Annotated in this window: 20 protein-coding genes; 3 read left to right on the forward strand and 17 right to left on the reverse strand. The window is 63.1% G+C overall.

Translation table 11 applies throughout. The annotated features are described in order from the left end of the window. The 6 genes from ABQX22_RS05135 to galB form a co-directional block, all read right to left on the reverse strand. Positions 1-1,578, reverse strand: coding sequence for an ABC transporter substrate-binding protein (locus tag ABQX22_RS05135; RefSeq protein ID WP_349797148.1), 1,578 nt, complete (start codon positions 1,576-1,578; stop codon positions 1-3). Positions 1,579-1,719: 141 nt separating this feature from the next. Further along, entirely contained in the window at positions 1,720-2,469 is a 750-nt protein-coding gene (locus tag ABQX22_RS05140; protein ID WP_349797150.1) for a FadR/GntR family transcriptional regulator, read from the reverse strand. A 399-nt stretch (positions 2,470-2,868) separates the two neighbouring features. After that, positions 2,869-4,971 carry a TonB-dependent siderophore receptor gene (locus tag ABQX22_RS05145; RefSeq protein WP_349797152.1) on the reverse strand — a complete coding sequence of 701 codons (2,103 nt, stop codon included), beginning with the start codon at positions 4,969-4,971 and terminating at the stop codon, positions 2,869-2,871. Positions 4,972-5,098: 127 nt separating this feature from the next. Continuing rightward, positions 5,099-6,175, reverse strand: coding sequence for a 4-oxalomesaconate tautomerase (locus ABQX22_RS05150; protein WP_349797154.1), 1,077 nt, complete (start codon positions 6,173-6,175; stop codon positions 5,099-5,101). Positions 6,176-6,178: 3 nt separating this feature from the next. Next, a complete protein-coding gene (locus tag ABQX22_RS05155) occupies positions 6,179-6,895 on the reverse strand; it encodes a 4-carboxy-4-hydroxy-2-oxoadipate aldolase/oxaloacetate decarboxylase (RefSeq protein ID WP_349797156.1) in 717 nt (238 codons plus the stop codon). Then, positions 6,892-7,632, reverse strand: a complete 741-nt coding sequence (galB, locus tag ABQX22_RS05160; protein WP_349797158.1) for a 4-oxalmesaconate hydratase — start codon at positions 7,630-7,632, stop codon at positions 6,892-6,894. The genes ABQX22_RS05155 and galB overlap by 4 nt, the downstream gene beginning before the upstream one ends. Positions 7,633-7,748: 116 nt before the next feature. Here galB and ABQX22_RS05165 point away from each other — a divergent pair, with 116 nt between their 5' ends. Beyond that, complete coding sequence (locus ABQX22_RS05165; protein WP_349797160.1) at positions 7,749-8,987, forward strand: LysR family transcriptional regulator; 1,239 nt, start codon at positions 7,749-7,751, stop codon at positions 8,985-8,987. A 24-nt stretch (positions 8,988-9,011) separates the two neighbouring features. Here the strand turns inward: ABQX22_RS05165 and ABQX22_RS05170 are convergent, their stop codons facing one another. The 4 genes from ABQX22_RS05170 to tcuA all read right to left on the reverse strand — a co-directional run bounded on the left by ABQX22_RS05170 (position 9,012) and on the right by tcuA (position 14,375). Continuing rightward, complete coding sequence (locus tag ABQX22_RS05170) at positions 9,012-10,295, reverse strand: MFS transporter (protein ID WP_349797162.1); 1,284 nt, start codon at positions 10,293-10,295, stop codon at positions 9,012-9,014. Between the two features lie 125 nt (positions 10,296-10,420). Continuing rightward, the gene (locus ABQX22_RS05175; RefSeq protein WP_349797164.1) at positions 10,421-11,722 is read right to left on the reverse strand and encodes an MFS transporter; all 1,302 of its coding nucleotides are present in this window, start codon (positions 11,720-11,722) and stop codon (positions 10,421-10,423) included. A gap of 54 nt (positions 11,723-11,776) precedes the next feature. Then, positions 11,777-12,934, reverse strand: a complete 1,158-nt coding sequence (gene tcuB, locus ABQX22_RS05180; protein WP_349797166.1) for a tricarballylate utilization 4Fe-4S protein TcuB — start codon at positions 12,932-12,934, stop codon at positions 11,777-11,779. Then, the gene (tcuA, locus tag ABQX22_RS05185; RefSeq protein WP_349797168.1) at positions 12,921-14,375 is read right to left on the reverse strand and encodes an FAD-dependent tricarballylate dehydrogenase TcuA; all 1,455 of its coding nucleotides are present in this window, start codon (positions 14,373-14,375) and stop codon (positions 12,921-12,923) included. Before tcuA ends, tcuB begins: the two co-directional genes overlap by 14 nt. Positions 14,376-14,560: 185 nt before the next feature. Here tcuA and ABQX22_RS05190 point away from each other — a divergent pair, with 185 nt between their 5' ends. Continuing rightward, positions 14,561-15,481 (forward strand): LysR family transcriptional regulator, encoded by a 921-nt coding sequence (locus ABQX22_RS05190; RefSeq protein WP_349797170.1) that lies wholly within the window; start codon positions 14,561-14,563, stop codon positions 15,479-15,481. Positions 15,482-15,596: 115 nt separating this feature from the next. Here the strand turns inward: ABQX22_RS05190 and ABQX22_RS05195 are convergent, their stop codons facing one another. From ABQX22_RS05195 to ABQX22_RS05210, 4 genes are all read right to left on the reverse strand, one after another. Then, positions 15,597-16,268, reverse strand: coding sequence for a hypothetical protein (locus ABQX22_RS05195; protein WP_349797173.1), 672 nt, complete (start codon positions 16,266-16,268; stop codon positions 15,597-15,599). Positions 16,269-16,431: 163 nt separating this feature from the next. Then, on the reverse strand, positions 16,432-17,817 hold the full coding sequence (locus tag ABQX22_RS05200) for a carboxylesterase/lipase family protein (RefSeq protein ID WP_349797175.1): 1,386 nt from the start codon (positions 17,815-17,817) through the stop codon (positions 16,432-16,434). 117 nt (positions 17,818-17,934) lie between these two features. Next, positions 17,935-18,282 carry a hypothetical protein gene (locus ABQX22_RS05205; RefSeq protein ID WP_349797177.1) on the reverse strand — a complete coding sequence of 116 codons (348 nt, stop codon included), beginning with the start codon at positions 18,280-18,282 and terminating at the stop codon, positions 17,935-17,937. Positions 18,283-18,459: 177 nt separating this feature from the next. Beyond that, on the reverse strand, positions 18,460-18,765 hold the full coding sequence (locus ABQX22_RS05210; RefSeq protein WP_349797179.1) for a hypothetical protein: 306 nt from the start codon (positions 18,763-18,765) through the stop codon (positions 18,460-18,462). A 217-nt stretch (positions 18,766-18,982) separates the two neighbouring features. On the opposite strand from ABQX22_RS05210, the gene ABQX22_RS05215 reads away from it, so the two are divergent. Continuing rightward, on the forward strand, positions 18,983-19,804 hold the full coding sequence (locus ABQX22_RS05215) for an NADPH-dependent oxidoreductase (protein WP_349797181.1): 822 nt from the start codon (positions 18,983-18,985) through the stop codon (positions 19,802-19,804). A 29-nt stretch (positions 19,805-19,833) separates the two neighbouring features. Here ABQX22_RS05215 and ABQX22_RS05220 read toward each other — a convergent pair whose 3' ends face one another. From ABQX22_RS05220 to ABQX22_RS05230, 3 genes are all read right to left on the reverse strand, one after another. Continuing rightward, the gene (locus ABQX22_RS05220) at positions 19,834-20,304 is read right to left on the reverse strand and encodes a helix-turn-helix domain-containing protein (RefSeq protein WP_349797183.1); all 471 of its coding nucleotides are present in this window, start codon (positions 20,302-20,304) and stop codon (positions 19,834-19,836) included. 93 nt (positions 20,305-20,397) lie between these two features. Continuing rightward, positions 20,398-21,417, reverse strand: a complete 1,020-nt coding sequence (locus ABQX22_RS05225; RefSeq protein WP_349797185.1) for an MsnO8 family LLM class oxidoreductase — start codon at positions 21,415-21,417, stop codon at positions 20,398-20,400. A gap of 60 nt (positions 21,418-21,477) precedes the next feature. Continuing rightward, positions 21,478-22,677 carry an MFS transporter gene (locus ABQX22_RS05230; RefSeq protein ID WP_349797187.1) on the reverse strand — a complete coding sequence of 400 codons (1,200 nt, stop codon included), beginning with the start codon at positions 22,675-22,677 and terminating at the stop codon, positions 21,478-21,480. Positions 22,678-22,718 lie beyond the last annotated feature (41 nt).

The raw sequence follows: 22,718 nt of genomic DNA on the forward strand, positions 1-22,718 counted from the left end.
TCAGGGCTCGACGGTGACCGACTCGAAATTCGAGTTGGTGCCTACGCCGTTGGTGATGAGGTTTTTCACGTTGCCTTTGTAAAGCGTGACGTTCTGGTTCTCGAACAGGTAGCCGTTGGCGACGTCGTCCACGAGGATCTTTTGCACTTGCGAGTACAGGTTCTGGCGCTCTTCCAGGGAGGTGGCGGAGGAGGCCTTGGCGAACAGGTCATCCACGGTCGGGTTGCTGTAGCCCTCGTTGTTCACGAACGGCGAGCCCTTGACGATGTTGCTGCTCACGAACAGGCGCGACACGCCAATGGCCGGGTCGCCGAACTGATCGGTGAAGTGGAAGGTCAGGTCGAAGTCGAAGTTAGCCACGCGCTGTGCCCAGCCGCCGGCGTCGGTGGCTTCGATGTCCACCTTGAAGCCCAGTTGCTGCAGGGACTGGCGGGTGTATTCAGCGAGACGGCTCCAGGCCGAACCGTACGGGTAATCGAGGATCTTCACCGGGTACTGGCTGACGTCCACACCGGATTCTTCGATCAGGGCCTTGGCTTTCTTCAGGTCAAACTTGTACGCGGTGACGTTCGGCTCGTAGAACATGGTGGTCGAGGACACAGGTCCCGTGGCCACCTTGCCGATGCCGAAGAAGATGTTCTTGACGATGAACTCGCGGTTGAGCGCGTACATCACGGCCTGGCGGACCTTGACGTTGTTGAACGGCGGCTTGCGCTCGTTCATCACCATGGAGGTGATGGTCGAGTAAATCTCGGTGCCCTGGGTGGTGCGTTCCACGCCGGGCATTTTCTCCAGACGCTTGATATCGACGTTGTCGACGTCGCCACCGCGCAGGACCTGCACGTCACCTTTTTCAAACGCGACGGCCCGCGACGCGGAGTCCGGGATCACGTTGAAGACGATCTTGTCCAGGTGCGGCAGGCCTTTCTTCCAGTAGTTGGGGTTGCGCACCAGCACGATGCTGGAGCCGCGATCCCATTTGTCGAACATGAAAGGGCCGGTGCCGATGGGGTGCTGGTTGGCGGGATTGGTCGCGTAGTCGGTGCCGTTGTCGTAGATGTGCTTGGGCACCATGGTCATGTTGTCGGTGCCGAACAGCGAGATAAACGGCGCGAACGGTTCCTTGAGCTTGAAGACCACGGTAGCGGGGTCGCTGGCGGTCACCGATTCCAGGTACTTGTTGATGATCGGCCGCACGCGAGGGTGAACGCTGCGCAGGAACTTGTCGGTGCTGAATACCACGTCATCGGCGCTGAAATCCTTGCCGTCGTGCCACTTGACGCCTTCCTGCAGCTTGAAGGTGTAGACCAGGCCGTCCGGTGAGATCGTCCAGGATTGCGCCAGGCCGGGCTGCGGCTTGAGGTCCGCGCCGTACGTGAGCAGGCCTTCATAGATTTTGCTGCCCACGTATTGAGTGGGGGACTGGCCGTTCAGCCCGAGCACCAGAATCGAGGGCTCAGGCTGGACGATGGCATTGAGGGTGCCGCCTGCCAGGGCGGGCAGGCTGCTCAACGCGCTGACGGTGAGCGCGGCGGCGGTCATCCATTTCAGGGCCTTTCGGGACGTAGTCCGGTTCATACTGATTCCTGTCTGTTTGCGTCTGAGCACATCACCCAAAAGTAAATGTCCCACAGCCTGCGGTCGTCGGATTGGTAGGGTGGCCAAGTGGCTGGACCAGTAAAGTCCAAAAAAAGAGCGTTTACGAAACGCTCCCTTGTTTCAGTTCATGTCCTTGGCGACCTGGAACTCTTGACGCAAGCGTCGTCGGGTTTCCAGGAAGTGTGTGCGCATTGCCCGTTTCGCTTCGTTGGGGTCCCGGGAAAGAATGGCATCGACAATGTCGGTGTGCTCATGCTCGGCCCGTTCCCACGCTTCTCGGTTCACCACGTGCTGTTCAAGGTTGTTGAACATCACGCTTTCATCATGGATATCCCAGAACAGCTTGATGGTCAGCGCCATGGCCGCATTCCCGGTCGCTTCACCGATCGCCAGGTGAAACAGGCGATTGTGCAGGCGAGGGGTGTCGGAGTTTTCCATGGCGCGAGCCGCCACCTCGATGGCTTGAATCTGTTCTTCGGTGGCGTTGGACGCCGCCATGGCCGCGGCTTCCGGCTCCACCAGCAATTGCACGCGCAGCAGTTCAAAGGCACCGACATCATGGACCGGGTGTTCGCCCGACGCCTGAATGTCCAGGCTCGGCACCAGGCCTTTCCATGCGGGGTGGCGGCCGGGTTCGCTGTCACGAACATAGACACCGCTGCCGACCCTGACTTCCACGTGGCCTTCGATCTCGAGCGCGATCAAGGCTTCGCGCACGGACGTCCGGCTGACAGAGAGCTGTTCAGAGAGTTCGCGTTCCGAGGGCAGTCGGCTACCTGGCAGAAATTGTCCAAGTGTGATCCGTTCGATGATCTGATTGGCGATCATTCTATAAAGGCGGGTCACGTTGACGGGTTCAAATGAAGGCATGATTTTTATTGGCACCGACGTTGCCGCCTGGTGTCCAGTTGTTGGACCAGATATAAGTGTAATCGAAAATGATGTCAATGATCGCGGGCATTTTCTTACGGCCCGCCTACAGACTTCCCACAGGCTTGCAACGTGGCGAACGGGTTTTGCCGACTGCTGCCTGGGGTTTGCAGTGGGTCAGACAAGCCGCATCGCAGCCTCGCTCGGGCTTGGCGGCTCCTACAGGGATTTTATTCGCCGCAGATCCGCTCCGGCGGCGAACACGGGACCTGTAGGAGCGCGCTTGCCCGCGATGAGGCCAGGACATCCGCAGCATCTTGACGGCCTGAACCCATGCTTTGGTAGGCAAGCGCGCGCCTGCAAAAAGCAGTCACGGCCTGCCGTTCTCCCACCGCGATATCAGTATTTCCAGCTCACCGAGGCGGTCAGGTTGCGCGGTGCGCCGTAGTTGGCGCTGGTGCCGCTTTGCAGGGACATCAGGTATTTGCGGTCGGTGAGGTTGTTGAGGTTCAGCGAAGTGCTCCAGTGCTGGTCGATGTCGTAGCTGGTCATGAGGTCAACCAGGGCGTAGGCGTTCTGCCGCGCGACGCTGGTGGTGTCGGCCTCGATCCCGCTCTGCCAGCTCAGGCGTCCACCGACCCGGGCTTTCGGCATACCCGGCAGGCGATACGTGGCCATGCCACGGAAGCTGTGGGTCGGCACGTACTTGCGCGCTTCATCACCGTCAGCGTTTTCGATGTGCACGTAGGTGTAACCCGCCAGCAGGTCCAGCCCCGGTAGCGCTTCGCCGGACGCTTGCAGCTCGATGCCTCGGCTTTTGAAGTCCACGCCGTTGTAAAGGTATTGACTGCCCAACTGGCCCGCGTACTCGGCCACGTTCTCCTGCTTGGTCTTGAACACCGCCGCCGTCAGGTTCAGGCGGTCGTCCATCAGGCTGCCTTTGATGCCCAGCTCGGTGCTGGTGCCTTCAAGCGGATCGATCAGGTTGCCGTCGGTGCCGAGCACGTATTGCGGGGTGAAAATCTGCGTCCAGCTGCCGTAGACCGACCACTCACTGTTGAGGTCGTAGACCAGGCCGGTGTAGGGCGTGATCTTGCCGTGTTCGCGGGTGTCATGGGCGGCGCCGTAGTTCTCGCCCTTGCCGTCAGCGCTGAGCATCCGTGCGCCGGCGATCCAGTGCAGGTCGTCCATCAGGCTGAAGCGCGCGCCGGCGTACAGGCTTTTCTGGCTGTCGCTGAAATTGCCCATGTTGTTGGCGTCGGTGTAGTTGAGCCCCGGTTGCGGGATACGGCCGGCCAGTGAATCGGACAGCGTAGCGTCGTAATAGCCGTAATCATTGAGGTTGTAGGCAGTTTCCTTGTGATGGGTGCGGCCATAGTTGGCGCCGAACGTCAGTTCATGCTCGCGACCGAACAGGCTGAAGGGGCCGGACACTTTCGCCTCGCCCACCAACTGGTGTTCCTTGCTGGAGGTGTCGGTGGCGTAGGCAGCGCCCAGGTCGTCCGTCACGCCGGAGATGTAATAGATGTCCGCGTCCTGGTACTGAGTGATGCCGGTCGCGGTGACCTTGGCGTTCCAGCCGTTGCCGAAATCGTGGTTCAGCTCGGCGAAAGCGCGCTGGGTGTGCAGGTTCCAGTAGTTCCACGACTGACCGATGTTGGAGCTGCGGCCGCTGTAATGGATGGCGTTGCCGTTGCCGTCCACCAGCGGCAGGTTGCCCCAGCTGTTGCCGTTGGCGTCGCTGTTGTGCTGGGAGAAACCCACCGTCAGGGTGTCGGCGTCAGACAGATCGAACGCCAGCAGGCCCGCCGCCACGTTGACTTCGTGGCTGTAACGGTCGAGGTAGGAATTGCCCTTGTCATGGGCGTAGATGAACCGCCCGCGGACATTGCCGGTGGGGGTCAGCGGGCCGGACACGTCGACGTCCACGCGACGGTTGTCCCACGAACCGACCGTGGCGCCGATCTTCGCCTGGAAGGTGTCGGTGGGGCGCTTGCGCACGAAGTTGACGGTAGCGGACGGGTTACCGGTGCCGCTCATCAAGCCGTTGGCGCCGTGCAGCACGTCGATCTGTTCGTATTCGGCCAGGTCCTGCTCGCCCACCAGAGTGGTGGAGGCGAAGGGCATGCCCATGCCGTCGTATTCGAAGGTGTCGATGGTGAACCCGCGGGAGGTGAACACCGTGCGGTCGGTTTCGATCTGTTCGACGGTCACCGAAGGCGCTGCGCGCAAGGCGTCGCGAACGCCGTTGAGCTGGAAGTCATCGATCTGGTTGCGGGTAATGGTGGTGATCGCCTGGGGTGTCTCTCTGTCCGTCAGCCCGAGACGTGTGGTGCTGCTCGCCGGTTTGCCCTGATAACCGACGCTGGGTTCATCGCCTTGAGCGTTGGTGGTGGTCTGGATCTCGGTCACCGGCAAGGTGATTTCGTCGGCGGCGTGAGCGAGAGGCAGGGCGCTGCAGGCGCCGGCAAACAAAAGATGGGCGGGGAGACGGGCTTTCACAGTGACGTTCCTAAGAGGGTGTTAACGAGGATTCGATAATGAATAGGAGTGCGAATGAGAAAGATATACATTTAGTTACGGATTTTCGACAAATTTTTCACATTTCATTCATTTTTTTTCACACCGGTCACACCGTAAGCACTGACCCTGGGACATGAACCCGCCCATCGAAAATCAGCCGTGCCGTGCGCACCAGTGCACAACCGGTGAGCCGACCCTGGTCCAGGCGCAGTTGCACGCTGAAGGCCCCAGCGGGATGTTCGACCGACAGGTCTTGAATGTCGGCGTCGGAAACGATCACCAGCCCGTCGACCACGGTGCCGGTGATCACGCAGGCGGAGGCGACGCTGACGGCGGCGAACACGCCGATTGACGTGTGACAGCGGTGCGGAATGAAGCTGCGGGTGCAGACGGTGCCGCCTTGGCGAGCAGGCGCCACCAACACCATTTTCGGTACGGTGCGCTGGCTCACGTCGCCGAGGTTCATCAGTGCACCGGCCTGCAAACGAATCGATTCCAGGCGCTGCTTGAGGTCGGTGTCGGCCTCGAGTTCATCACAGCGTTCATAGCCAGTGCGCCCGAGGTCGGCGGCGCGAATCAGCACCACCGGCATGCCGTTGTCGATGCAGGTCACGTCGATGCCGTCCAATCGGTCGATGGGATGACCGGTCGGGAGCAGGGCGCCACAGCTGGAGCCCGCGATGTCATCGAACGCCACCACCACCGGCGCCGCCGTGCCCGGCACCCCATCGATGGCGACACTGCCCTCGTAGCAGACGCAGCCCTCTGGCGTCTGCACAATAGCGGTGGCGGTTTGCCCGGTGTTTTCCATGTAAATCCGCACGGCGGTGCGCTCGCCCTGAACCGTCACCAGGCCGCGTTCGAGGGCGAAGGGACCGACACCGGCCAGAATATTGCCGCAGTTCTGACCGTAATCCACCCGTGCCTCGGCCACCGACACCTGGGCGAACAGGTAGTCAACGTCGACCCCGGGCCGTTGTGAGGGACGAATGATCGCCACCTTGCTGGTCAGCGAATGCCCGCCACCGAGCCCGTCAATCTGACGCGGGTCAGGAGAACCCATGACGGCCAGCAACACCCGGTCGCGCACCGCTTGATCGGCGGGCAGGTCGGCGGCGAGGAAGTACGCACCCCGTGAGGTGCCGCCGCGCATCAGCATGCAGGGGATGCGAACCTGCCCCATGTTTCAGTCCTCGAGTTGATCGATGCTGTCCACGTACCTCAGCCCTTTGTCCTGCAGGCGCGCGCGCATGCTGTAGATGTCCAGGCCCAGTTCGCCAGCGGCCAGGCGCAGACGCTTTTGCTCTTCAAGATCGGCACGCTTGCGGCTGGCCTGGACCACCCGTTGCAGTTCGTAGCGGCGCACCACGACCACGCCGTCATCGTCGGCGAGCACCACGTCGCCGGGATTGACCAGTTGGCCTGCGCAGACTACCGGAATGTTTACCGAGCCGAGGGTTTCCTTGATCGTGCCTTGGGCATGCACCGCCCGGGACCACACGTGAAAACCCATTTCACGCAGGGTCCGGGTGTCGCGCACGCCGGCGTCGAGCACCAGTCCACGCACGCCCCGGGCCTGCAGCGAGGTGGCGAGCAGGTCGCCGAAATAGCCGTCGGTGCACGGGGAACTGGGCGTGACCACCAGCACATCGCCCGGCTGGCATTGTTCCACCGCCACATGAAACATCCAGTTGTCACCCGGCGCCACCAGCACGGTCACCGCCGAACCACTCATGGCGATGTCCTGCTGGATCGGGCGGATGTGCGGCGCCATCAACCCTTTGCGGCCCTGGGCTTCGTGCACGGTGGCGACACCGTAGCGGGTCAGTTCGTCGATCAGCGCGGGGGCGGCGCGCTGAATAGTGCGCACCACGATGCCGGTCCGGCCGGTGAGGTTGCTCATCCGAGGTTCTCCGTGACGCGGGGGAAGAGGCTTTGATAACCCTCGCCGTAGATGATGTCCTTGTTGGCGGTGATGCCGATATTGCGCTTGGCCTGTACGCCGCGCTGCAAGGCGACCCGGGTGTAGTACTCCCACAGGTGTTCTTGCCCGGCCATGCACTGAATGGCCGCGTACTTCTTGTCCCACACCGAGGTGATGTCCAGCAACACGTCGGGCTTCCAGTCGCATTGTTCGGGCTGATGGGGCTCGAAGCTGTAGAAGGGTGGCGCGCCGATGATCTTCTCGCCGGGCCGGTAGCCCTCGGCCTGGGCGATGATCCGTGCTTCCTGGGCCAGGTGCGCCGCCAGCGGGTGATCGTAGTTGTAGGGGTCTTTGACCGAGTGGCTCAGCACGAACGCCGGGTGCACACGGCGAAAGACATCGGCCAGGCGGAACAGGGTGTCCTGGTCGGCGCGCATCGGGTAATCGCCGATGTCAAAAAACTCCACGGTCGCGCCCAGGATGTCGGCAGCGGCCTGAGCCTCCTCGCGCCGAGCGTCCTTGACCATGGCTTCGGTCATCTGCGCGCCTTTGCGCCAGAGCTTGGCCGATTCCCCGCGTTCGCCGAAGGACAGGCAGACGATGTGCATGGCGTAGCCTTGGGCGGCATGCAGGGCAATGGCGCCGCCGGCACGCCAGACGAAATCGGCGGAATGGGCGCTGACGACCAGCCCGGTCTTGCTGATGGACGCATTCATGGTGGGGACGACTCCCTTATTGATGTCCCTGAATGCTGACAGGCTTGTCCCGGGGCGACTAATACGTAAGGCTAGCGCGCCCATACCTTTTATTTATCAGACGGCCGCGCGCACCCATGGCAAACCCACCGCTTGTTCACCTGATGCAGGTTCGCGCCTTCATCCGGATCGCCGAGCACGGCAGCGTGTCCCGTGCCTCGGAAGTGCTGCTGCGGGCCCAGTCGGTGGTGACCCGATCGATCCGCGATCTGGAAGCCAGCCTTGGCGTGCCGTTGTTCGAGCGGCACGCCAGCGGCATGTTGCTCACCCCCTACGGCAAGGCCATCCTGCCCCGGGCCCGGCGGGTGATGGCCGAACTGGAATCGATCCCGGCGATGCTCGGCCACGCGCCCCACGATCCGCTATACCTGCTGCACACCCGGCGCCTGCAGATCTTCGTCAAGCTGTGCGAGACCCAGCACATGCAGACCGTGGCCCGTTCCTTCGAGCTGACCCAGCCGGCCATCAGCGCGGCGTTGAAAGTGCTGGAAGACGGTGCCGGAAAAACCCTCTTCGAACGCACGGCCCGGGGGCTGCAACCCACGCGGGCGGCCCGGGACATGCTGTACCCGGTGCGCCGGGCCTTGAACGAGTTACGCCACATCCGCGCCGACGTTGCGCTGATCACCGGTTCATTGCAGGGGTTGGTGACCGTCGGCGCGCTGCCCCTGGGGCGTACGCACATTTTGCCGGAGGCCATCGTGCGCCTGGTGGCCGATCATCCCGGCGTGCGCGTGGCCACCAACGAAAGTCCGTTCAATCTGCTGGCCCTGGAACTGCGCGCCGGTGACGTGGATTTTGTCCTCGGTGCCTTGCGCGCACCGGACTACGCCAGCGACCTGCACGGCGAACGGCTGCTGACCGAAGAGATGGTGATTCTGGTCCGCAGGGGCCATCCGTGGCTGGAACGGGCGGTCACCCTGGATGACTTCAGTGACGTGAAATGGGTCCTGCCCCGGGCCGATACCCCCGCGCGGCTGCTGCTGGAGGCGCAATTCCTGCGCCTGGGCCGCGCGTCCCCGGAGCCGGTGGTGGAGACCGGCGACATGGCCATCATCCGGGGGCTGCTGATGCGCTCGGACATGCTGGCCATCGTCTCCGAACACCAACTGGAATACGAAATGGCCTCCGGCGAGCTGCAGCGGCTCAGCCTGCAACTGGAGGACACGCAACGCGCCATCGGCCTGATCTACCGCAGCACCGGGCTGCATTCACCGGCCGCCCAGGCCCTGATCGACAAGATCAGGGAGGTGGCGCGGGAGGTTGACAGTGGCGCAGACGACGGCGTGGCTCGGTCGTCGCCTGCGGGCAACTAGGCCAACTGCCAAGATAAGGCGAAATCAGCTTCGGGAGAGGGCAGGCGCAGGGGTTGGGTCAGGCTCAGGCAGGCTGCCTTCCACCGTGGTCAGGTCGGCACCGGTGGCGTCCGGCAGGCACAAGGCGGCGATGAAACCGATCAGGTAGGAGCCGATGGCAAACGAGCCCATGGCCACCGGCAAACTCATGTGCACCGAAGCAAAACCCACGGCCGCCGGCATGATCGAGCCAAAGCCGCGACCGAAGCTGGTGCAGAAGCCCGCGCCGTTGGCGCGCATGCGGGTGGGGTAGAGCTCGGAAAACGCCAGCGGCAGCCCGGACGCCAGTCCGCCCTGAAAGGCGCCCAGCAGCAGGCCCAAGGCGAGGATCGCGCTCATGCTGATGTTGGCGAACATGTAGACCGACACCACCAGCGTCTGACACACCAGAAACAGCATGAATGCCCGGCCCCGGCCGATGCGGTCGCTCAGCCGGCCATAAATGAACGGCCCCAGCAACGAGCCGACGATGTTCACCGCCAGGTAGCCGGACGTCGAGGCGATGGGCAGGTTGAGGACCGTGCGCATCAGGGTCGGCAGCCAAGTGATCATGATGTAGGCCCCGCCGAAGATGCCGCTGGCCAGTACCGTGCTGATGATGGTGACCCGGCGATGCTCGGCGGCGAAGATGGCGCGCACGTCGACGCGCCTGGCGGCGTGCCGCGTCTGGGTGAAAGCCGCGGATTCAGGCACCAGGCGGCGAATGAACCAGATCAGCAGGGCCGGCAGCAGGCCGATGGCGAAGAACGCACGCCAGGCCACGTCTTCGGGCAGGAAGTTGAACAGCACCGGCATGGTCGCCAGGGAGATGGCATAGCCCACTGCATAACCGCTTTGCACCGAGGCCGCCACCCGACCGCGCAACGCGGGCTTGATGGCTTCGCTGATCAGCACCGCGCCGACCACCGCTTCGCCGCCGTAACCGATGCCCTGCAGGAAGCGCACCGGGAGGAAGGTCCAGAAACCGGTGCAGAACGCGCCCATGCAGGTGAAGCACGCCACCCACAACACCGTGCCCTGCATCACCTTGATCCGGCCGTAACGGTCGGCCAGCATGCCGGCGCCCCAGCCGCCCAGAGCGCTGCCGATCAACGACACCGAGCCGAGCAGCCCGGCGTCGGATTTGCTCAGGCTGAGCACTGTCATCAGGACAGGCATCATCAGCGCAAAGATCGTTGCGTCCATCGAGTCGAGGGTGAAGCCACCGAAGCACGCCCAGTAGGTGCGTTTTTCGGTGGACGTCAGATCGGAATACCATCCCAGTCGCATATGCATGACCCTTTATTTTTTTTATGACAGTAAGTCAGGAGGGTACTGGGATCGCAGTGCGCCAATGGCTCGAAATCTTTATCGAGCCTTCGATTCTGTTTATATCGTTGCGAATCTCCTCCCGCTCAGAGCAACTGCGCCGCGACCGGACGTTTCTGGCGATACAGCACCAGCGTTGCGGAGAGTCCGCACAGCGCCGCGAACATCAGCCAGAACGCCGGAGAGGCCTTGTCGCCGGTGACCTGCACCAGGAAGGTGGACATGGCCGGGGTGAAACCGCCGAACACCGCGGTTGCCAGGCTGAACGCCAGCGAAAACCCCACCACCCGCACTTCCTGGGGCATGACTTCGGTGAGCGCTGCCACCATCGCGCCGTTGTACATGCCAAAGAAGAACGAGAAGTACAGCAGGACCGCCAGCAGTCGCTCGAAACTCGCTGCAGCCGCCAGCCAGTGCATCGCCGGGTAAGCGGTGAAGATACACAGCAGGGAAATGCCCAGCAGCAGCGGACGTCGACCGATGCGGTCGGACAACGCGCCGCCGATCGGCAGCCAGATGAAGTTGGTAAGCCCCACGAACAGCGTCACCACCAGGCTGTCGGTGGTGCTCAGGTGCAGCACGGTCCGGCCGAATGTCGGGGTATAGACCGTGATCAGGTAAAACGTCGTGGTGGTCATCGACGCGAGCAAACCGCCAGCCAGCACCGTGCGCCAGTTGTCGCGCATGGAGCGGAACACCTCGCGGGTGGTCGGGTGATGCAGCCGGGCCTTGAACGCTTCGGTTTCCTGCAACGAGCGCCGGATCATGAAGATGAACGGGATGATGATGCAGCCGATGAAGAACGGGATGCGCCAGCCCCAGGCGGCGATTTCGCTGGCCTGCAAATAGGTGCTGATGCCGTAGCCCAACGCAGCGGCGAGGATGATCGCGATCTGCTGGCTGGCAGACTGCCAACTGGTGTAAAAGCCGGTGCGGCCCGGCGTAGCGATCTCCGCCAGGTACACCGAGACGCCGCCCAGTTCCGCCCCGGCCGAGAAGCCCTGCAGCAGGCGGCCCAGCAGCACCAGGATCGGTGCCGCCACGCCGATACTGGCGTAGCCCGGCACCAGCGCAATCAGCACAGTGCCGGAGGCCATGATCGACAACGTCACGATCAGCCCCTTGCGCCGGCCGACCTTGTCGATGTACGCGCCCAGCACGATGGCCCCCAACGGCCGCATCAGAAAGCCGGAGCCGAAGACCGCGAAGGTCATCATCAGCGAGGCGAACTCGCTGGTGGCCGGGAAGAAGGTCTGGGCGATGTAAGTGGCGTAAAACCCGAACAGGAAGAAATCGAACTGCTCGAGAAAATTGCCGCTGGTGACTCTGACGATGGCGCCAAACTTCGACGCGCGGGATCGCGTGGCTTCGGGGGTTGTGTTCATCATGGCGGGCTCAGGACTCTTTATTGTTATCGGGATAAACAGGGATCGGTGCCGGGCTCAGTCACTGCCGGCATTGATCGGATTGGGCTGGCGTTTTTCGATGCTGTATTTGAGCAATGCCGCGCTGCGGAAGATGCCGTGGGCAAACTTGCTGTAAGGCATGGTCAGGAAGAACGCCATGACCAGCCCCAGGTGCACCGCCAGCAGCAGGCCGAGCGCGGCGCTTTCACGAAAGGCCAGCAACGCCAGGCCACTGGCGCTGACCAGCAGCAACAGGGCGATGAAGCCGCGGTCCATGGGTTTCTGTTTTTCGTCGCCCTGGTCCGGGTTGCGCCGCAGGTTCATCCACAGCAAGCCGGCCGGGCCGATCAACAGGCCGACGCCGCCAAAGACACCGAGCAACACCGGCAGGCTGAACAGCGGGTAGGGCGCGGACCAGTCCAGCAGGAAGTGGTACAGCGTGGCGGTGCAGGTGGCGGCGAAGCACAGCATGAAACCGTAGAAGGTGAAGTGGTGAAAGCGTCGACGCCACTGGGTGAACGCGTCATCGGCGTTGGTGCAGCCTTCACCGTGACCGCCGTCCAGGTATTTGAGCTGGGCGACGTTGGCGGTGGCTTCCAGCGCGGCGCTGGCCTTGAGCGGTAACGTCGACTGCGCCGGTGAAACGTTGCGCCAGAACCGCCGCACGCCAATCCCCAACGCCAGAACGGCAAAGCCGAATACCGCGCCGAACATCAGGGCCAGGGTGTTGTGCGGGAAAATCCCGTAGAAGTTGCCCCCCGGCATGGCCGTGGACAGGTTGCCCATGATCATCAGCGTCAGGCACAGAAACAGCGCCAGCCCGCCGCCGGAGGCCAGCGCCAAGGTCAGGCCGTTGCGCTGGTACAGCTTGCCCAGCGCTGGGGGCCAGGCGTATTCGACGTAGGTGTCCAGCCGCACCTTGGCCATGGCCTTCGGCACGTTGACCGCGAATTCGTGTGGTGCTGCGTACTGGCAAGACGTCAGGCAGGCGCCGCAGTTGTGGCACAGGTTCGCCAGGTAATGAATGTCGGCCTTGCCGAATTCCAGATGACGGGTCATGGCCGGAAAGACCGCACAAAAGCCTTCGCAGTAGCGGCAGGCGTTGCAGATGGTCATCTGCCGCTCGACTTCGCTTTCCTGCAGATTGAGGACCGGGATCAGGGCGCTGGATGCTTTAGGATCAAAGAGTTGCATGATTAAGTTCCGAATTCACATTAACAGGGCCGAAGCCCGCAGAAGCGGCAGCCTGGACGCCGGCGATGCGCCCGAAGGCGGTGCCGATGGCCATGCCGATGCCGGCGGTGTAGCCCTTGCCCAGCACGTTGCCGGCCATCATCTCGCCGGCCACGAACAGGTTGGGGCTGGGCTTGCCCTGAAAATGCACGGCGGCGGTTTCGTCGGTGGCCAGGCCCAGGTAGGTGAAGGTCACGCCGGGCTTGAGCGGGTAGGCGTAAAACGGCGGCTTGACCAGCGGCCGGGCCCAGTGGGTCTTGGCCGGCGTCAGCCCCTCGGTGTGGCAGTCATCCAGCGCGGTGTGGTCGAAGGTCCCCACCTGGCAGGCGCGGTTGTAATCCTCGACGGTCTTGACGAAGGTCGCTTCCGGCAGATCGAGCAGGCCCGCAAGTTCTTCCAGGGTGTTGGCGCGAGTGCCGGGAAATACCGGAGGCATGAAGCGGCCGATGGCTTGCTGGTCGATGATCGAAAACGCCTGCTGGTTGGGTTGACCGGCCACCAGTCGGCCCCAGATGGCGTAGCGCTTGGGCCAGAAATCCTCGCCCTCATCGTAGAAGCGCTCGCCGTCCCGGTTGACCACGACCCCGAGGGACACGCAGTCGATGCGGGTGCAGATGCCGCCGTCGTACAGTGGCGCACGGGCATCGATGGCCACCATGTGCGCCTGGGTCGGATCACCGATGATGTCGGCGCCCAGGTCCTGCATGCGGCGTAATAACACGCCGGTATTGAAGCGCGTGCCACGGATCAGGAAATTGTCCGACGGCCACTCGCCGCGTTCGTTCTGGCCCCAGGCTTCCCGCAGCCATTCGCGGTTGGATTCGAACCCGCCGGCGGCCAGGACACAGGTCCGCGCTTCGATGCGTTCGGCCGGCAGGCGCTGACCGTCCACCTCGCGCTCGCCCATGTGCGCCGCGACGAAACGCCCGTCATCCAGTTCGATGTCGGTGACCTGAGCGTCGTAGCGGATCGTGATGCCCAAGCGTTCGGCGCTGCGAAAATAGGCGTTGATCAACGCCTTGCCGCCGCCCATGAAAAACGCGTTGGTGCGCGCCACGTGCAAGGCGCCGGAAAGCGGTGGCTGAAAATGCACGCCGTGGGAGCGCATCCAGTCGCGGCAGGACGATGATGCGCGGATCGCAATGCGCGCCAGCTTTTCATCGGTCAGCCCGCCGGTGACCTTGAGCAGGTCCTGCCAGTATTCTTCTTCCGGGTAGGCCTCGATCAGCACGTCCTGGGGGGCATCGTGCATGCAGCGCAGATTGCGGGTGTGCTGCGAATTGCCGCCGCGCCAGACCTTGGGCGAGCCTTCCAGCAGCATCACGCTGGCGCCGGCCTCCCGCGCCATCAACGCGGCACACAGGGCCGCATTGCCGCCGCCAATCACCAAAACGTCAAGCATCGTGTCTCCTTGATTCATCAACGGCGAGCACAGGTGGCCGCTGACAGGGTGGCTCACGGTAGTGGCGGGCAGTGCAGGGCGAAAGGCCGGTTTGGACGTGGGGGCTTTAGTTTTAGTAAAGGGTGTCTTGCAACGCCTCGCGCGAGCGCCGAAGCTGGCGGTTGATCCTCATCCAGGGAAGCGCCGTGGAACTGCGTCAACTTCGTTATTTCGTCAAAGTGGTCGAGATGACCAGCCTGGGCCGCGCGGCGCTGGAGCTGGGGGTGGGGACCTCAGCCCTGAGCCAGCAGATGAGCAAGCTTGAGGACGAGCTGGCCACCCGTTTGCTCAACCGCAGCTCCACCGGCGTCAGCCCGACCGCGGCGGGCCTGGCGTTTCTGCATCACGCCCAGTTGACCCTGCGCCAGGCCGACGCCGCGGTGCAGGCGGCGCAAAGAGGGCGGATGCGCGGCGATGTCAGCGTCGGCCTGGCGCCCACGACAGCCAGCGTGCTGGCCTTGCCGCTGATCGAAGCCATGCGCGAACGCTACCCCGAGATCCAGCTGCACCTGGTGGAAATGCTGTCCGGTTACCTGACCAGCCAGCTCATCGCGCGCCAGCTGGACCTGGCGGTGGTGTTTCAGGCCGACGTGGCACGGCGCTGGACGGTTATTCCGTTGCTTGATGAGGCGGTGACGCTGATCCACGCCCCCGGGTTTCCCGGTATCCCGCCGGGGGACACCCTCAGCCTGGCGCAGATCGGCGACATCCCCCTGGTGCTGCCCAGCAGCCGCCACGGATTGCGCGCGACCCTGGCCAACGCCTTCGAAGCGGCCGGTACGCGGCTCAACGTGGTCATGGAAATCGACGGTCTGGCGACCCTGATGGACGTGGTCCGCCACGGCGTCGCGGCGACGCTGCAGCCCGGCGCGGCGGCGGCACGCTCCATGGACGCCGGGCTGTGCGTGGTGCACATCCACGAACGCCACTTGATCCGCCGCAACACCCTGGCCAGCCTGCCCGACGAAGAACTGTCACCGGCGGCGTTGGCGGTCCGCGTGGTGATCCGCGACGTGGTCCGTGAGCTGGTGGAACACCGCCAGTGGCCGGGGGCGACGTTGTTGTGAAGGCGCCTGCGGCGGGCCGATGAGCAGTCCGCAGCTGCGAACCGCACAGAACCAAAACGCAGACAAAAAAAGGGGCCGGGCACGTCACTCACGTATGCCCAGCCCCTTTGTAGACTCAGACGCTGGAGCCGATCCCGACACGCTGTGACCGGGAGGTGTGAGCGACCGGCAGGCGAACGCTCGACGTGCGCTGGAGCAGGTAGTACTCGACGCTGGCGGCCAGCCACATGGCATAGGCCAGCAGTTCAACCCCTTCCTCTACCGTGGTTTTGGCCAGCCTGGCGTAGCCGTCGTCCAGAACCAGATGCCACAGCGAGCCCATTCCGAAGACCCGGGAAAATACCAGTACGCACAGCCCGGTGGACAACGCACCGAACGCGGGCGTCTTGGTAAACGCCGCCAGGGTTTCAAGCGTGCCGGTGCGGTTCTTGCGATTGAAGGCCATCGCAATCGTGGTGATCGCGATCAGCATAAACGGCCAGCACCACGCGCTGTGGCTGATGGGGTCCATCAGGCCGTCGAGCTCTCGGGCCAGCAGGCATGCGAAGAAGCCGCCGGCCAGGATGTTGAAGCCTCGTTGGCCTTCGGCCGCCGGCGAAAACCAGAAGAGCAGGGCGCAGATGAACAACATCGCTTCCTGAGTGACTTCGGTAAACGAAATCTCAAGAATCTGGGTTTTAAAAACCGCGATGTCCAGCCACACCATCCAGAACGCAAACGCGGTAAGCGCCAGTCTGAGCAGCAGGCCGAATGAGGCTGTTTTTAAATCTTTTAATACTAAATGCAAAACTTAGGCTCCGACTGTGGCAAGGAAGTACAACGAGGGGGCCACAAGGGGAAACCATTTTCACAAATATTTCACGTTTTTTTGACTAATAACCGCCATCGATGAAATTCATTTTAGGAACCGGGAGGGGAGGACCCCATGAGTCCACCCCCGGGTTCAGCGGTTACCAGGACGCCGACGCGCTGCCTTGTGCGGTGAAATCCAGCGTCGAACGGGACGTTGGTGTGTACACCGGCCAGTCCGGCAGCAGTCCGCTGTTGGGGTTGCCAGCCTTTATGAAATTGACCAGGTAACCGTTGGCGATCTGGCTCGCGTTGCGATCACGTTCAGTCATTTTCTCGCCCAGCTTTGTGGCCGCCGTGCCGAAGAAATACGGAATCTCGCTGGCATGTCTGGCGCCCTGCGGCTGTTGCGCCTGGAGCGACTCGGCCACGTAGCCGAAGCGATAGCGGTACACGGGAACGCCCTTGGACGACAGCAGGTCGGCCACCGACCTGGCGCCCTTGACCATGGCGCCGTCCGGACCCAGCAAGTCATCGGTGGTGGCGCCGACCATGACCGGCACGTGGGCAAAATCGCCGGCGTGGTAGGCCTTTACTGCGTCGACTGCCAGGTGACCGTCGTACAGGGGCAGGGTGAAGGTGGGTGGTCCGGATGGCTTCTGGAACAGGGTCATCATGTTCAGGTTGCCCCGGATGGCATCGGCCGGCAGCGCGCGGAGCTTCTCGACCGCATGCGCATCATCAGCGGCGATGCCCTGCGACAGGGCAAACGCCGTACCGGCCTGTTGCGCGGTGTTCAGGTCGCTCATCATCAAGTTTCCGTCGCCGCCGGACTGGATCACGGCTTTCTGGAACAGCCCCTGGGACTTGGGCGAGGTCAGCAACGTGTGCACCGACATGCCGCCGGCCGATTCGCCCACCAGCGTGACGTTGTCCGGATCGCCACCAAAGGAGGCGATGTTGCGCTTGACCCATTCCAGCGCGGCGATCTGGTCCATGAAGCCGTAATTGCCGATGGGTTCCTTGCCGGCCCGCTGCTTGTCCAGTTGCGGGTGAGCAAAGAAGCCGAAGCGCCCGACGCGGTAGTTGAAACTCACCACGACGATGCCTTCTCTGGCCAGCGGCTCGCCGGAGTAGACCGGTGTCGACGCGCCGCCATTCAGGAAACCGCCGCCATAGATCCAGACCATGACCGGTTGTTTTTTGGCGGCTTGCGCGGGTTTCCACACATTCAGGTACAGGCAGTCCTCCGAGGGCGGTGTACCCAACGGCGCGGCGTCATTGGCCACCGGCTTCTGCATGCAGTCACTGCCGTAGCGATCGGCGGTTTTGACCCCGGTCCAGGGCGTGGCCGGCTGAGGCGCGCGCCAGCGTAGCGGGCCCACCGGTGCGGCGGCGAACGGGATGCCCTTGAACGCTTCGACACCCTTGTTCACCACGCCTGCCACGGCGCCCGCTTCGGTCTGCACCGCCACAGCGGCTTGCGCCACCTGACTGGCCAGGGCCGTCATCAACACCACACTCGACAGCGACTTCACGTACTTCACAGCAACTCCTCATCGGTACTCGGGCCCCATGGGATCAACCCCGGTGTGCCAAGTTCCAACGGCGCTGAACGGCCGGCGGGTGCGAATAAAGCAGGAGAGGGGGCGCAGCGTGCTCGGTCAGCGCTCCAGCGGCGCCAGGCTGATCAGCCATTCACCCTGCTCGACAATCGGGTGGTTGACGATCATCAGGACCAGCCCGGCATACGGCGCCACCAACTCGGCCTGCGGGGCACCGAAAAGGTCCTTGAACACGCCCAGGCGCTGACCGGCTGCGACTTCCTCCCCGGCGGCCACCTCCAGATACAGCCATGCGCTGAAGGGCGCTTCGACCTTGAAGAAATTGTTGACCACCCGGTTCTCGCGTTGCTTGGGCGCATGCGCATTCAGCATCGGGTGGGTGAAGGTGAGTATTCCCCAGCTCAAACGGCCGGTTTCACCGAGCTGATGCTTGTTCAATGCAGGCATGGACGGTCTAGTGCTTTTAACGGATGGGGGATGACACAGGGTGCGCTGAGCCACTTCGGCAGGCTGTTTGAACGGTGAGCACGCGTGCAGCGCACTGGGGAGGGAATGTAGCAGTTCAACGGGGGGAGTTGGCCAAGTCAGGCGGGCGCCGGACCTGGCCAGAGGGATAACGACCGCTTACGGAGCGCTGGCCCCTGCACCGGGTTTCGGACTTTCCGTACCACCCGTGCTGTTGGCACTGGAACCGGCCCCGGACGGGGTGCGATTGCCAGAGCTCGAATTGCCGCCGCTACCGGCTTCGCCGCCGGAGCCCGGCAGTGCGGTGCCGGTGGTGTTGGCGCCGTTGGTGCCGGCAGGGCGAGAGGACTCTCCAGCACTGTCACTCGAGCTGCTTGAACTGGTGTTGGAGGCAGCCATCAAAGGCATGGACAGCGCGCAGGTCAGGCTGGCCATTGCTAACGTGTAACTCAGTTTCTTATTCATGTAGTGAGCCTCTTCGTCATGGTTAACAGAGCGTAAAAGCGGGCGTTGTGCCGTTACTCTTGCGTTCTGACTTCTGGCCGCGCTGGAAATGCTTCGAACGTTGCTGGCCGCGCGATGAACGGTCAGGTCCGCGCCGCTGACATGACGAAAAATTCAGGAAGCCCAGTGCGGTGCCCAATTCTTTTATGCTTCGGGCCTTCTTTCCCGGAACTGACCCATGACCGACTCGACGCAAAAACGCCTGGCCTTGCGTTACGGCCAGGCAGACATTCAGGCGCCCGCCAGCTGGAGCCCGATGATCGACCAGTTGCTCGATCATCGCAGCGTGCGCGCCTTCACCGATGCGCCGTTACCGGAGGGCACGCTGGAGGCGATGATCGCCGCGGCGCAGTCCGCCGCCAGTTCGTCGAACCTGCAGGTCTGGAGCGTCGTGGCCGTCCAGGACCCTGATCGCAAGGCACGCCTGGCCAAGCTTGCGGGCAATCAGGCGCACATTCTGCAGGCGCCGCTGTTTCTGGTCTGGCTGGCGGACCTCTCCAGAGTCAGCCGGATAGCCGAGCGCGAGGGCGTCGAATTGCAGGCGGTGCCGTATCTGGAAAGCCTGCTCCTCGGCACCATCGATGCCGCACTGGCCGCACAGAATGCCGTGGTCGCGCTGGAGTCGCTGGGGCTGGGCAGTGTCTACATCGGCGCGATTCGCAATGACATCGACAGCGTCGCCAAAGTCCTGGAACTGCCGCCCCAGGTGTACCCGGTGTTTGGTTTGTGCGTGGGTTGTCCAGACCCGGATCGACCGGCCAAGGTCAAACTGCGGTTGCCGCAGGCGGCGGTCTTGCACAACGAAACGTATTCGGTGGAGGCCGAGGCCGTCGCCATCGAACAATACGATGAGAGGCTGGGGGCGTTTTACCGGCAAGAAGGCATGAAGGCGTCCGGCTGGTCCGGGCAGGTGATCAGCCGGCTACAGAGCGTCAGCAACCTTCATGGTCGCGAGGCGTTGGTGGCGGAGTTGAAACGACTGGGGTTCGGCTTGCGCTGAGTGCGTTTCAGCTTGGGTAACAGTTCAACTCAACGGGCCTCCGCATCCAGCACCGCGAGGTATTCCCGGAGGTGGTCTTCGGGGGTACGCGGGTCGTCATGGTCCTTCAGTTGATGAAGATCGACCAAGGCACTGGCGATGGTCCACAGGCTTTGGTGCAGGTGCTCGATGGCTTTGGCTTCGTACTGATCGGCTGCCGGGTAAGGAGTGTCTGCCTGGGGATACAGACTTCTCGTCCTGGCCAGCTGTAACTCCGCCGCTGACGCAGGTCGACTTCCCGTCACCAGAAAACTGATGTCGACGCCCACACCCGCCAGTTTGAACAGGTAATCGGCCTTGGGCTTGCGATAGCCACTTTCGTAATGCCCTTGCGCGTTGGCAGCGACGCCTCCGATGTGCGCAAACTTTGCCTGACTCAGGCCTAGTCTCAATCTTTCAAGCCTGATGCGCTTGCCAATGCCTTCCACGTGATACTCCTGCACGTCCACGCCGACGGACACTGCCCGGCGTCCTGGAATGAGGGTTCGGACACGAACTTCCTGCTGAGGGAAGGGCACTCGTACGGGTGTCTACGCCCCACCATACACTTAATATCAGGCAGCACACTGTGATTCACGGTTCGCCGCGGCGAGCACTTCAATCGCTCGCTGGCGATTGTCTTCGCCCGGCATCATCGGGATCACCATGATCTGGTCGGTCTGGTATTGGGCCGCGACCCTTCGCAACTGCTCGAGGGCAGACGGACCGTCGCCGATCACGACGCGCTTGCGGTTGAGCCGGATGCGGTCTCGCTCTTCGGCGGTGTACCTGGCAGGGTTCACCGTGTCAGGCGGCATCAGCGAGTGCGCCGGGGTGGCCGACTCTGCCTGCAACAGCCAGTCGTCAAAACTGATGGCCAGCGTCTGCGCCTGTGCGTCGGTTTCGGCCACGACGGCAAAAATGGTCACGATAACGCTGGGCTCGGCGTGCAGTTTCGACGGCCTGAAATGGCTCAGGTAATGATCGGCCGCCGCGGCGCCATCCTGGTTATGGGGGTTGATGAAGTGCGCAAAGGTGAAGCCGAAGCCTTCGCTGGCGGCCAGTTCGGCCGTGCTGCCACTGGCGCCCAGCACGTGCAGCTCGGGCAGCGTCGAGATTCGCGGCGCCGCATGGATCGAGCTGGCCTCAAGGCTTGTCCCGTCAAGGTCATCGAGGAGCAAACCCTTGAGGTCGTTGAGTTTGACGGGGAAGGGCAGAAGACGGCCTTTCTCGTCGTTGAGTGCGTGAGTCACACGGCGGTCCGCGCCTGGGGCCCGACCGACGCCAAGGTCAACACGGCCGGGGTATAACGCTTCCAGCACGCGGGCAGTTTCGGCCACTTTGTAGGCGCTGTAATGCGGGAGCATGATGCCGCCGGAGCCCACCCGGATGGTCCGGGTGTGGGCGGCGATCTGCATCATCAGCAGCTCGGGGCTGCTACCGGCCTGGACATCGGACTGGTGATGCTCGGCGACCCAACAACGCTCGTAGCCCAATGCTTCGGCTTTCTGCGCCAGGCGAGTGGTGGCCCAGAGGGCGTCGCCGGGCGTGCCGCCGAAATCCACGGGGGAATGGTCAAGAATGCTGAGTCTCATGGGGGTGTCCTCATTAAGGGTGGCAGCCGCCCGCCGAAGGGGCGGCTGTCACTGGCCTGTTTACTGGCGTGTGCCGCGCATCATGAGCAGCGCGACGATGACCGCCAGCGCTGCAATGGCGGTGGCGATGACGCCGAGGGAATCCAGGCCGAAGTGGCCGATACCCAGGCCGCCGAAGATGGCGCCCAGGCCAATGCCGGCGTTCGCTGCAGAGATGTTCATGGTGGCGGCCAGCGCCTGGGCCTTGGCTCCGGCATGCATGACGCGGACCTGGCAGATCGGGAACAGCGCGGTGTACGCAATGCCCCACGCCGCCAGCGCCACAATCAGCCAGATATGCTGAGACGCCAACGGCACGGCCGCGAGCATGCCGCCGCCGAGAATCACCAGGAACACCACCATGGCGCCGAGGGGTTTGCGGTCGACCATGCTGCCGCCCAGGTAATTACCGATCATGCCGACGGCACCGAAGCCCATCAGCCACCAGCCCACCTGGCCAGCAGGCACGCCGCCCAGTGTTTCAAGGATGTCCGCCAGGTAGGTGTAAGCGGTGAACATCGCGGTGAACGTCAGTACCGACAACAGCACATGGGCCAGGAAGCGTGGTTCGCGCAGGATCGCGGTTTGCTTCTGGTCAGGGTGTGAGCCGCCCGAGACCGGGAGCTTGGGCATCACGAAGTGCATCAGGATGCCAATGAAGAACGCCAGACCGGCGAGAATCCAGAAGCTGCCGCGCCAGCCGACGGTGTCTGCCGCCACGGTGCCCAACGGCACGCCAAACACCAGCGCCGCCGAAATGCCCAGATAGACTTTCGCCACCGCTTTGCCGGATTTGCCCGGCCCGGCCAGCTGGCCGGCGGTCTCACTGGCCGTGCCCCAGAACACCGGAAGCCCGAGCGCTGGAATGAAGCGGGCAAGGGCCAGCACCCAAATGTTGGTCGCTACCGCAGCAAGCATATTGGAGGCGGCGAACACCATCAGGATGATGACGAACAGTTTCTTGCGTTCCACATGGGCCAGTTTGGCGGTCAACACCGGCCCGAACAGCATCACGGTGAACGCGAACAGGGTCACGACCTGACCGGCCAGGGTGATCGAGATGTTCAGATCACGGGCCAGTGCAGGCAGCAAACCGACGATGAGAAACTCAGTGGTCACGATGATAAAGGCTGCGACCGCCATGATCAGGATCTGAAGCCCTGAACGTGACTGCGCCGCTGCGGGTATCGCTGTGGCGTCTGCCACGGGTGAGGACTGCATAGGTATTTCTCCAATCTGGTTTCAACTAGGTTATTGGAGAA

Origin of the sequence: Xanthomonas sp. WHRI 1810A (genome assembly GCF_040202885.1) — a bacterium.
In the GTDB taxonomy this organism is placed as follows: Bacteria; Pseudomonadota; Gammaproteobacteria; order Pseudomonadales; family Pseudomonadaceae; genus Aquipseudomonas.

Coding starts and splice junctions, on each gene's coding strand:
- ABQX22_RS05215 (WP_349797181.1), top strand. CDS start 18,983: ATGACCGACTCGACGCAAAAACGCCTGGCCTTGCGTTACGGCCAGGCA.
- tcuA (WP_349797168.1), bottom strand. CDS start 14,375: ATGCTTGACGTTTTGGTGATTGGCGGCGGCAATGCGGCCCTGTGTGCC.
- ABQX22_RS05230 (WP_349797187.1), bottom strand. CDS start 22,677: ATGCAGTCCTCACCCGTGGCAGACGCCACAGCGATACCCGCAGCGGCG.
- ABQX22_RS05135 (WP_349797148.1), bottom strand. CDS start 1,578: ATGAACCGGACTACGTCCCGAAAGGCCCTGAAATGGATGACCGCCGCC.
- ABQX22_RS05150 (WP_349797154.1), bottom strand. CDS start 6,175: ATGGGGCAGGTTCGCATCCCCTGCATGCTGATGCGCGGCGGCACCTCA.
- ABQX22_RS05170 (WP_349797162.1), bottom strand. CDS start 10,295: ATGCGACTGGGATGGTATTCCGATCTGACGTCCACCGAAAAACGCACC.
- ABQX22_RS05205 (WP_349797177.1), bottom strand. CDS start 18,282: ATGCCTGCATTGAACAAGCATCAGCTCGGTGAAACCGGCCGTTTGAGC.
- ABQX22_RS05140 (WP_349797150.1), bottom strand. CDS start 2,469: ATGCCTTCATTTGAACCCGTCAACGTGACCCGCCTTTATAGAATGATC.
- galB (WP_349797158.1), bottom strand. CDS start 7,632: ATGAATGCGTCCATCAGCAAGACCGGGCTGGTCGTCAGCGCCCATTCC.
- ABQX22_RS05225 (WP_349797185.1), bottom strand. CDS start 21,417: ATGAGACTCAGCATTCTTGACCATTCCCCCGTGGATTTCGGCGGCACG.
- tcuB (WP_349797166.1), bottom strand. CDS start 12,934: ATGCAACTCTTTGATCCTAAAGCATCCAGCGCCCTGATCCCGGTCCTC.
- ABQX22_RS05175 (WP_349797164.1), bottom strand. CDS start 11,722: ATGATGAACACAACCCCCGAAGCCACGCGATCCCGCGCGTCGAAGTTT.
- ABQX22_RS05210 (WP_349797179.1), bottom strand. CDS start 18,765: ATGAATAAGAAACTGAGTTACACGTTAGCAATGGCCAGCCTGACCTGC.
- ABQX22_RS05155 (WP_349797156.1), bottom strand. CDS start 6,895: ATGAGCAACCTCACCGGCCGGACCGGCATCGTGGTGCGCACTATTCAG.
- ABQX22_RS05165 (WP_349797160.1), top strand. CDS start 7,749: ATGGCAAACCCACCGCTTGTTCACCTGATGCAGGTTCGCGCCTTCATC.